The following is a 9,673-nucleotide window of genomic DNA, read 5'->3' on the forward strand; positions in this document are numbered from 1 at the left end:
GTGCCAAGTCTATGGGCGCCCCGCGAAACCCGGCCAGTATCGCGACGGCGGCCCGTACGTCAGTTCAGCGTCGGGTCGTCCGGATAGGTCGCGAGCAGCGCCAGCGGGCCGCGCTGGCGGCGCAGCACCGAGCGCCACAGCCGCTCCGGTTCCGGGCTGGAGATGTCCCCCGGCTCGCAGTCCACCAGGTACCAGGCGCCGCTCCCCAGCTCCGTCTCCAGCTGGCCCGGCGACCAGCCGGCGTACCCGGCGAAGATCCGCAGCGCGCCCAGCTCGCCGGCCAGCACCTCGGGCGGCGCCTCCAGGTCCACCAGGCCGATCGCGCCGTGCACCCGCCGCCAGCCGAGCGGCTCGCCGGTGCCCGGCTCCCCCGGCGCCACGGCGAGGCCGAGCGCCGAGTCCAGCGCCACCGGTCCGCCCTGGAACACCACGGCGGGCTGCCCGACCAGCCGCCCCCAGCCGTCCAGCACGCTGCCCACCTCGACCGGCGTCGGCCGGTTGAGGACCACGCCGAGCGCCCCCTCGACGTCGTGGTCGAGGAGCAGCACCACCGCCCGGGCGAAGTTCGGGTCGGTGAGCAGGGGCGTCGCGACGAGCAGACGGCCGGTGTGGGACCGTCCTGCGTGCGAGTGGGCCGCCGTCATGCCCACATGATCCCGCAGAACGGCCGGGGTCGGACACCTCAACGATCGAAACCCCGCCACGCCGGACAAACACCCGAACGGCCCCTCCGGCGGGCGGGAGCGAGCCCGGAGAGAGGACCATCACGGGAGAGGCTCACGGGAACCATCGGCACGCCCACTACCATCTACGGATGGTGGACGCCCTTCTACGGTGCCGACTCGGTTTTGCCGGGGGCCCGAGCGCGCCCGTACCAACCGGTCCACCACCGGCTCTCTACCGGAGCCTTCCCACTCCTCTGGCACCCCGGATTGCGAGAACGATGACCGACGACGTCCTGCTGGTCCACGGCGGAAACCCGCTCGAAGGCGAGATCCGCGTCCGCGGTGCGAAGAACCTGGTGCCCAAGGCCATGGTCGCCGCCCTCCTCGGCCAGGGCCCCAGCAGACTGCGCAACGTCCCGGACATCCGCGACGTCAAGGTGGTCCGCGGACTGCTCCAGCTGCACGGGGTCACCGTGCGGACCGGCGACGAGGACGGCGAGCTGATCCTCGACCCGTCGCACGTGGAGAGTGCGAACGTCACCGACATCGACGCGCACGCGGGCTCCTCGCGGATCCCGATCCTGTTCTGCGGCCCGCTGCTGCACCGCCTCGGCCACGCCTTCATCCCGGGCCTGGGCGGCTGCGACATCGGCGGCCGTCCGGTCGACTTCCACTTCGAGGTGCTGCGCCAGTTCGGCGCCACCATCGAGAAGCACCCGCAGGGCACCTACCTGGTCGCCCAGCAGCGCCTGCGCGGCACCAAGATCGAGCTGCCCTACCCCTCGGTCGGCGCGACCGAGCAGGTGCTGCTCACCGCCGTCCTCGCCGAGGGCGTCACCGAGCTGCGCAACGCGGCCATCGAGCCGGAGATCGTCGACCTGATCTGCGTGCTGCAGAAGATGGGCGCGATCATCACCCTGGGCACCGACCGGACCATCCTGATCACCGGCGTCGACGAGCTGGGCGGCTACACCCACCGCGCGCTGCCGGACCGCCTGGAGGCCGCTTCCTGGGCCTGCGCGGCGCTGGCCACCAGGGGCGACATCTACGTCCGCGGCGCCCGCCAGCTGGAGATGATGACCTTCCTGAACACCTTCCGGAAGGTCGGCGGCGCCTTCGAGGTGGAGGACGAGGGCATCCGTTTCTGGCACCCGGGCGGCGAGCTCAAGGCGATCGCCCTGGAGACCGACGTGCACCCGGGCTTCCAGACCGACTGGCAGCAGCCGCTGGTCGTCGCCCTGACCCAGGCCACCGGCCTGTCCATCGTCCACGAGACGGTGTACGAGTCGCGGCTCGGATTCACCGGCGCGCTCAACCAGATGGGTGCACACATCCAGCTGTACCGCGAGTGCCTGGGCGCCACCCCGTGCCGCTTCGGCGCGCGCAACTTCCTGCACTCGGCGGTCGTCTCCGGCCCGTCCAAGCTGATGGGCGCCGAGCTGGTCATCCCCGACCTGCGCGGCGGCTTCTCGTACCTGATCGCGGCGCTGGCGGCCGAGGGCACCTCGACCGTGCACGGCATCGACCTGATCAACCGCGGCTACGAGAACTTCATGGACAAGCTGCGCGACCTGGGCGCCCACGTCGAGCTGCCGTCCGAGCAGCTGGTCGACGCCTGATCCGCAGGGCCCACCGGGCCACGGGCCCACGGGCCCACGGGCCCACGGGCCCACGACGAGAGGCCGGGCTCCCCAGAAGGGGAGCCCGGCCTCTCGGGCGTTCAAGGGGTGGTTCAGGCGCCCTTGGCGGCTTCCTTCAGCTTGGAGCCGGCGCTCACCTTGGCGCTGTAGCCGGCCGCGATCTGGATCGGCTCACCGGTCTGCGGGTTGCGGGCGGTGCGGGCGGCGCGGTGGGTGCGCTCGAAGGTCAGGAAACCGGGGATGGTGACCTTCTCGTCGCCCTTGGCGACGACCTCGCCGACGATCTCGGCGAAGGCGGCCAGAACGGCGTCGGCGTCCTTGCGGGTCACCTCGGCGCGCTCGGACAGCGCGGCCACCAGCTCACTGCGGTTCATGTGTACTCCTGTGGTCTGTTCGCTTGCGGTGTGCGGGGGCCCATCGGTACTCCCACCGGGGGGCACCCGGATAGGCCGCAGGTCCGCACACTGTGCTCATGCAGGCAATGCGTGGTCGCAGGCCGGGTCCGTACCCGATGCCGCGCGCCGGTGCCGTCGAAGGCCCGTCCGCCTGCCTGGATACGAATCCTGCCCCGACCAGCCCCGAGAAAGCCAATCGGGCCCCGGCCACGACACCCGAACGAACCCCACCCGTTGGAGGTGTGACGCTCCGTCGGCTCCGGCGGACCGGGCCCGGGCGGCGGTCGGGATGACGCGCCGGAAGACCAGGGGGACGTTCCGTACTTGTCGGACACGCCTGCCCCGTGCAGGGCTACCGTACGCCCTAGGCACGACAAGCCCAAACACGCCCCTCGCCCTTGTGTCGCAAGGGTTCGGGGCGGGCTCGGGCGGGTAAGGCCGCTATTCGGACATTTGACCGATCAGCGACACGTCGGCCGCCTCGCCGGTCAGAGCTTGACGGTGGGGAAGGAGGAGGCGTCGAGCGTGCCGACGATTCCCGGGGTCGGACGGGCCGGCTCCGTGCTCTCCTGGACGCCCGCCAGCGCCGCCTCGCGCACCGCCGAGGCGACCGTCTTGGCGACGTCCTTGTGGAAGACGCTCGGGATGATGTAGTTGGCGTTCAACTCGTCGTCGGCGACGGTGGTGGCCAGCGCCCGGGCGGCGGCGATCATCATCTCGGTGTTGACGGTGCGGCTCTGGGCGTCCAGGAGGCCGCGGAAGACACCCGGGAAGACCAGCACATTGTTGATCTGGTTGGGGAAGTCGCTGCGGCCGGTGGCGACCACGGCGGCGGTCTGCCGGGCGATGGCCGGGTCGACCTCCGGGTCCGGGTTGGCCAGCGCGAAGACGATCGAGTCCTCGGCCATGGTGGCCAGGTCGTCGCCGTCCAGGACGTTCGGGGCCGAGACGCCGATGAAGACGTCGGCGTCCGCCACGGCCTCCTTGAGGCTGCCCGTGCGGCCCGAGCGGTTGGTGTGCTCGGCGATCCAGCGCAGGCTGTCGTTGAGGTCCTCCCGGCCCTGGTGGACCACACCGCGCACGTCCGCCACGGTGGCGTGCTCGACGCCGGCCGCCAGCAGCAGCTTGAGGATCGCGGTACCGGCGGCGCCGGCGCCCGACATCACCACCCGGATGTCGCTGATCTCCTTGCCGACCACCTTCAGCGCGTTGGTGAGGGCGGCCAGCACCACGATCGCGGTGCCGTGCTGGTCGTCGTGGAAGACCGGGATGTCCAGGGCCTCGCGCAGCCGGGCCTCGATCTCGAAGCAGCGCGGCGCGGAGATGTCCTCCAGGTTGATGCCCGCGAAGCCGGGGGCGATCGCCTTGACGATGGCCACGATCTCGTCGGTGTCCTGGGTGTCCAGGCAGATCGGCCAGGCGTCGATCCCGGCGAAGCGCTTGAACAGGGCCGCCTTGCCCTCCATGACCGGCAGCGCGGCGGCCGGGCCGATGTTGCCCAGGCCCAGCACCGCCGAGCCGTCGGTGACCACGGCGACGCTGTTGCGCTTGATGGTGAGGCGGCGGGCGTCCTCGGGGTTCTCGGCGATCGCCATGCAGACCCGGGCGACGCCCGGGGTGTAGATCATGCTGAGGTCGTCACGGTTGCGGATCGGGAGCTTGGACGACATCTCGATCTTGCCGCCGAGGTGCATCAGGAAGGTGCGGTCCGAGACCTTGCCGATCGACACGCCGTCGATCGCCCGCAGCTTCTCGACGATCTCCTCGCCGTGCGCGACCGAGGAGGCCGCCACCGTCACGTCGATCCGCAGCGCCTCCAGGCCGGAGGCGGTGACGTCGAGACCGGTCACCGAACCGCCGGAGGACTCCACGGCCGTGGTGATCGCACTGACGGCGTTGCCCCGGGCCGGGACCTCCAGCCGCACCGTGATCGAGTTGGAGACACTGGGCACCGTCGCCATCGACGCTTCCTTCTTCCGTCCGTGCGGCAGGTTCAACATTTTGTTGAAGGCATCGCCTGCGCATGCTAGACCTCGATCGTCGCACCTTCCAAGGGGTAGCCAGAAATAACGTTCATTGAGTGTGCGGACCCGACAACTTCTTGCCTCTCCGGGCCGATGCGTTACATTGGACGGGACACCGGCTCGATCCAAGCCCCCGGGCCCAACCTTCGTCCCTTCGAGGGACCACTTGCCGCGAGGCGAGCATGGCGGGTCGGTGTCACTAACGTCTGAAGGCCCCTCACCATCCGGTGAGGGGCCTTCTTCGTCCGGCGGACCGGCCGTCAGCCGTGCAGCAGCGCGGGCACGCCGGCCGCGTCCGGCAGGTCGTCCGGACCGGACAGCACGGTCAGCCGCTGGGTCGCCCGGGTGAGCGCCACGTACAGCACCCGCAGGCCGGCCTCCGACTCGCCGGCGATGCCGGTCGGGTCGGCCACCACGGTCGCGTCGTACTCCAGACCCTTCGCCTCCAGGCTGCCCAGCACCACCGCCCGCTCGCCCAGGCCCTCGGCCCAGCCGGCCGCCTCGGCCCGGCGGTCCATCGGCACCACGATCGCCACGGTGCCGTCCACCTCGCCCAGCAGCCGCTCCAGCTCCGCCCGGGCCGCCGCGCCGAAGGCCTCCGGGGCGGGGTCCACGACGGCCGCGAAGCGCGGCTCGACGCCGACCCGGCGCACCGCGGTCGGCGACGGGGTGCCCGGCGCGGCCAGCGCCAGCACCTTGGCCGCGACCTCGGCGATCTCCGCCGGGTTGCGGTAGTTGACGGTCAGCGTGAAGCGGCGGCGCGGCTTGCCGGACAGCACCTCGTCCAGCGCGGCCTGCGCCTCCTGCGGGAACGGCCAGGAGGACTGCGCCGGGTCGCCGACGATCGTCCAGGTCGCCATCCGGGCCCGGCGGCCGATCATCCGCCACTGCATCGGGGTGAGGTCCTGCGCCTCGTCCACGATCACGTGCGCGTACTCGGTGCGCTCGACGGGGACACGCTCGCGCTGGCGGGAGCTGCGGTCGGCGAAGGTGGTGACCTCCTCCAGCCCGCTCAGCAGGTCCACCGCGTCCACCTCGCGCACCTTCGGCCGGGCCGCCTCGCCGAGCAGCACCTGGAGCTCGTCCACCAGCGCGACGTCGTGCGCGGACAGCGCGCCCTCGCCGTTCGGGGACAGCCGGCGCCAGGACGCCGCCAGCAGCCTCGCCTCGTCCGGGGAGACGGCGCGGCGGGCGATCCGGTTGATGTGCCGGTGCTGCTTGAGCGTGCCGAGCACCCGGCGCGGGGTCACGGCGGGCCACCAGGCGTCCAGGAAGTCCAGGAACGACGCCTCGTCCGAGACGTACTCGTCGAAGGACTCCTTCTCCTCCTGGCGCTGCTCGCGGGCGTAGTGGTCGGTCGGCTTCGGCAGGTGCCGGGTGACCTCCTGCCACAGGGCGTCCAGCAGCAGGCGGCGGGCGCGCGGGCGCAGCAGGTTCAGCGGGGTGCCGCCGGAGCCGATCACGTTGCCGCGCACGGCCTTGAGTCGGCCCGCGTCCAGCTTGAGCACCTCGCCGCGGGCGACCACCTTCAGCTCCTGCGGCGCGCCCAGCTCCAGCGCGGCCCGGGCCGCCCGGCGCAGCAGCTGGACCATCCGGCCCGAGCCCTTGACCCGGGCCGCCTCCGGACTGTCGTAGGTGCCCGCCTCGATGCCGTCCACCAGCGAGCCGACCGCGCGGATGGCGACCTGCCCCTCCTCGCCGAGCGAGGGCAGCACGCCCTCGGTGTAGGAGACCAGCAGCGGGGTCGGCGAGACCACCAGGATGCCCCCGGCGTAGCGGCGGCGGTCCTGGTACAGCAGGTACGCGGCGCGGTGCAGGGCCACGGCGGTCTTGCCGGTGCCCGGGCCGCCGGTGACGAGCGTGGCGCCGGCGGCGGCCGCCCGGATCACCTCGTCCTGCTCCTTCTGGATGGAGGAGACGATGTCGCGCATCGAGTGGCTGCGGGCGCGGCCAAGCGAGGCCATCAGCGCGCCGTCGCCGACCACCGCCAGCTCCCGGCCGTTCAGGGTCGGGGTGAGGTCGGGACGCAGCAGGTCGTCCTCGACGCCGATCACCCGGCGCCCCTTGGACCGGATCACCCGGCGGCGGACCACCCGGCCCGGCTCGACCGGGGTGGCGCGGTAGAACGGCGCGGCGGCGGGCGCCCGCCAGTCGATCACCAGCGGACCGTACTCGGCGTCCAGCACGCCGAGACGGCCGATGTGCAGGGTCTCGGCGACGGCCGGGTCGGCCGGGTCGAGCGGCGTGTCGGAGGGGATGCCGTGTTCCTCCGGGGCGTCCGCCCGCTGGAGGTCGATCCGGCCGAACAGGAAGTCCTCGAACTCGTTGTTCAGGCGCTGGAGGTGGGCGCCGGCCCGGTAGACCTGGGCGTCGCGCTCAGCGAGCGCGCCGGGGGTGCCGACGTGGACCCGCTTGGCGGCGTCCTCCAGGATGTACTCGGCCTCGGCGAGTTTCTCCTCCAGCCGGCGGTAGACGGTGTCGAGGTGCTGCTGCTCACCGGCGATCTCGCGCTCGCGCGCGGTCTCGCGGTCGGTGGCGGCGGTGGTGTCCGTGTTGCTCTGCATGGCCTCGGTGGTAGCGGCGGAATCCGGCTCCGGAAAACGAGCGGACGGATGATCCTACGCCCCAGCCGGGGTAAACGTGAAGGCCGCCCACCGCAAAGCGGTGGACGGCCTTCACTGTCAACATGGGGTGGTGGAGATGCCGGGAATCGAACCCGGGTCCAGTGGAGTTAATTCAGGGCTTCTCCGAGCGCAGTCCGCTGTGATTTTCTCGGCCCTGGCAGTCACACGGACAAGCCGCCAACAGGCCCAGCTGCTGTTTGATTTCCCATCCACCCTCGCAGCCCGGGTGGACGGTTGAGTTCCCTAGATTATGCCAGGGTCCGGGTCGGGAACTCCCCGGTCTGACACCCAAGCGCTATCGGTGCTTATTAGGCAGCGAGAGCGAACTGCTGGGAATCGCGCTTAGAGTTGGCGATTATTTTTTTGCGACACGTGGTTAACGAGATCATTGCCGCGTTCCTCGGCTCGCTTCCCCTGTTTCAACATCCCCTGTCGAAACCGATCATCCCCATGTTTTGTTGAGAAACAGCCGGACGGTGACCGTCCGTGTTGCTGCCGCCATAGTACGCGAGGCAGCGGGTGAGGGTCCAGCGGATTAACGCTGGCGCCTCCGGGCGGCCGCCACCGCACGGGCCGTCTCGCGGGTGTCCTGCTTCTCGCGCAGCGTCTGCCGCTTGTCGTACAGCTTCTTGCCGACCGCGAGCGCCAGTTCGAGCTTCACCCGGCCGTCCTTGAAGTACAGCGAGAGCGGGACGAGCGTGTGGCCCGCGTCGCGGACCGTGCTCTCGATCTTGCGGATCTCCAGCCGGTGCAGCAGCAGCTTGCGCTTGCGCCGGGCCGCGTGGTTGGTCCACGTCCCCTGGGTGTACTCGGGGATGAACACGTTGTCGATCCAGGCCTCGTGGTTCTGGATGTAGGCGTAGCCGTCGACCAGGTTGGCCCGCCCCTCGCGCAGTGACTTCACCTCCGTACCGGTGAGCACGAGGCCGCACTCGTAGGTGTCGAGGATCGTGTACTCGTGTCGCGCCTTCTTGTTCTGCGCGATCAGCTTCTGTCCGGTTTCCTTTGCCATAGCGCGGCCATTCTCGCACTTCGGCCGGTTCGGGGCAGCCCCTTTAGGCCCGGGTACCGAGCCCGGCCAGCACCCGCAGGGCGAGCGCGTCGGCGTCCTCGCCGGCCGCCGCCGGGACGTCCGGGGTCAGGCCGGTGCCCTCCGGGGAGCGGCCGGCCGGGGTGTAGTAGCGGCCGACGGTCAGCTCCAGCACGGCGCCGTCGGCGAGCCGGCTGGGCTGCTGGACGGTGCCCTTGCCGAAGGTCCGGGAGCCGACCACCACGGCGCGGCTGCGGTCCTGGAGCGCGCCGGTGAGCAGTTCGGCGGCGCTCATCGTGCCACCGTCGACCAGCACCACCAGCGGGGTGCGCTGGTCGCCCCCGGGCGGGGCGGTCAACTCCCGGGTCTCGCCGCGCTCCTGGTACGAGCCGACCGGGCCGCCGTCCAGGAAGATCCCGGCGGTGCCGGCGGCCTCCTCAACCAACCCGCCCGAGTTGCCGCGCAGATCGAGCACCACACCGGTGTGCGGGGCGCGCAGCGCGGCGCGCACCTGATCGGTCACGCCGCTGGTGAAGGCCCGCACGGCGATCCGCAGCACGCCCTTCTCCAACTGCTCGGCGGTGACCTGCTGGCTGTCCAACAGGGCCCGCCGCAGCCGCAGTTCGCGGACCTCGCCGACACCGCGCCGCACGGCGAGGGTGACCTCGGAGCCCACCCCGCGCTCGCCGTCGCGCCCGCGCAGCCGGGCCACCACCTCGGTGACCGGCAGGTGGTCGGCCTGGTCCTGGTCGATCCGCAGCAGCCGGTCGCCGGCCTCGATCCCGGCCGTGGCGGCGGGCCCTGCGGGCGCCACCTGGGAGATCGCGGTGACGCCGTCCTGGCCGCGGCCGACCGAGAGCCCGACGCCCAGGTAGCGGCCGTCCAGTCCCTGGCTGAACGCGGCGTACTCCTGGGCGCTGTAGTAGGCGCCCCAGCGGTCGCCGTTGGCCCCGAGCAGGTGCTCGGCCTGCTGCTCGGACAGGGCGGTGCCGGCCGGGTCCGCCGGGAGGCCCGGGGCGGCGCCCGCGACCGGGGCGGCACCGGCGGCCGGGCGCCGCGGCGGGTCGCCCCAGGCGCCGGTGGCGGCCCCGGCGATCAGCACGACGCCGAACACCAGGCTGAGGGTGGCCACCTGACGTGCCCTGCGCGGAGTTTCCAGCATGGCACCGGAGTGTAGACACCGCGTCGGGCCCGACGGGCCGCAACGGCGGGCGAAACGGCGGCGGGGGGGGGGGGGGGGGGGGGGGGCGGGGGGGGGGGGGGGGTTGGGAGGGCTGGGTGGATAGGGGCGTTGG

The 9,673-nt window shown here is 71.9% G+C and carries 7 protein-coding genes and 1 other RNA gene; 1 reads left to right on the forward strand and 7 read right to left on the reverse strand.

The window, feature by feature from the left end; genetic code table 11:
• Positions 1–59: 59 nt before the first annotated feature.
• Positions 60–644: a YqgE/AlgH family protein gene (locus AC07BF_RS27350; protein WP_063349180.1), complete on the reverse strand. Its 585-nt coding sequence runs from the start codon at positions 642–644 to the stop codon at positions 60–62.
• A 299-nt stretch (positions 645–943) separates the two neighbouring features.
• Between AC07BF_RS27350 and murA the strand changes: the two genes are divergently transcribed.
• Positions 944–2,284 (forward strand): UDP-N-acetylglucosamine 1-carboxyvinyltransferase, encoded by a 1,341-nt coding sequence (gene murA / locus AC07BF_RS27355; protein ID WP_363587206.1) that lies wholly within the window; start codon positions 944–946, stop codon positions 2,282–2,284.
• Between the two features lie 113 nt (positions 2,285–2,397).
• On the opposite strand, the gene AC07BF_RS27360 is transcribed toward murA, so the two are convergent.
• The 6 genes from AC07BF_RS27360 to AC07BF_RS27385 form a co-directional block, all read right to left on the reverse strand.
• Positions 2,398–2,679, reverse strand: a complete 282-nt coding sequence (locus AC07BF_RS27360; RefSeq protein WP_030059737.1) for an HU family DNA-binding protein — start codon at positions 2,677–2,679, stop codon at positions 2,398–2,400.
• Positions 2,680–3,188: 509 nt separating this feature from the next.
• Positions 3,189–4,661 carry an NAD-dependent malic enzyme gene (locus AC07BF_RS27365; protein ID WP_063349178.1) on the reverse strand — a complete coding sequence of 491 codons (1,473 nt, stop codon included), beginning with the start codon at positions 4,659–4,661 and terminating at the stop codon, positions 3,189–3,191.
• Between the two features lie 323 nt (positions 4,662–4,984).
• Positions 4,985–7,288 (reverse strand): HelD family protein, encoded by a 2,304-nt coding sequence (locus AC07BF_RS27370; protein ID WP_363587207.1) that lies wholly within the window; start codon positions 7,286–7,288, stop codon positions 4,985–4,987.
• Between the two features lie 128 nt (positions 7,289–7,416).
• Positions 7,417–7,798, reverse strand: a transfer-messenger RNA (tmRNA) gene (gene ssrA / locus AC07BF_RS27375).
• An 85-nt stretch (positions 7,799–7,883) separates the two neighbouring features.
• Positions 7,884–8,360, reverse strand: a complete 477-nt coding sequence (smpB, locus tag AC07BF_RS27380) for an SsrA-binding protein SmpB (protein WP_350881115.1) — start codon at positions 8,358–8,360, stop codon at positions 7,884–7,886.
• A gap of 43 nt (positions 8,361–8,403) precedes the next feature.
• Positions 8,404–9,540 carry a S41 family peptidase gene (locus AC07BF_RS27385; RefSeq protein WP_478319096.1) on the reverse strand — a complete coding sequence of 379 codons (1,137 nt, stop codon included), beginning with the start codon at positions 9,538–9,540 and terminating at the stop codon, positions 8,404–8,406.
• Positions 9,541–9,673 lie beyond the last annotated feature (133 nt).

It is taken from the genome of Kitasatospora sp. NPDC043950 (assembly GCF_056435345.1).

What these genes read in the sequence shown, in the direction of transcription:
- AC07BF_RS27370 (WP_363587207.1), bottom strand. Translation starts at nt 7,288, where the DNA reads ATGCAGAGCAACACGGACACCACCGCCGCCACCGACCGCGAGACCGCG.
- AC07BF_RS27350 (WP_063349180.1), bottom strand. Translation starts at nt 644, where the DNA reads ATGACGGCGGCCCACTCGCACGCAGGACGGTCCCACACCGGCCGTCTG.
- murA (WP_363587206.1), top strand. Translation starts at nt 944, where the DNA reads ATGACCGACGACGTCCTGCTGGTCCACGGCGGAAACCCGCTCGAAGGC.
- AC07BF_RS27365 (WP_063349178.1), bottom strand. Translation starts at nt 4,661, where the DNA reads ATGGCGACGGTGCCCAGTGTCTCCAACTCGATCACGGTGCGGCTGGAG.
- AC07BF_RS27360 (WP_030059737.1), bottom strand. Translation starts at nt 2,679, where the DNA reads ATGAACCGCAGTGAGCTGGTGGCCGCGCTGTCCGAGCGCGCCGAGGTG.
- AC07BF_RS27385 (WP_478319096.1), bottom strand. Translation starts at nt 9,540, where the DNA reads ATGCTGGAAACTCCGCGCAGGGCACGTCAGGTGGCCACCCTCAGCCTG.
- smpB (WP_350881115.1), bottom strand. Translation starts at nt 8,360, where the DNA reads ATGGCAAAGGAAACCGGACAGAAGCTGATCGCGCAGAACAAGAAGGCG.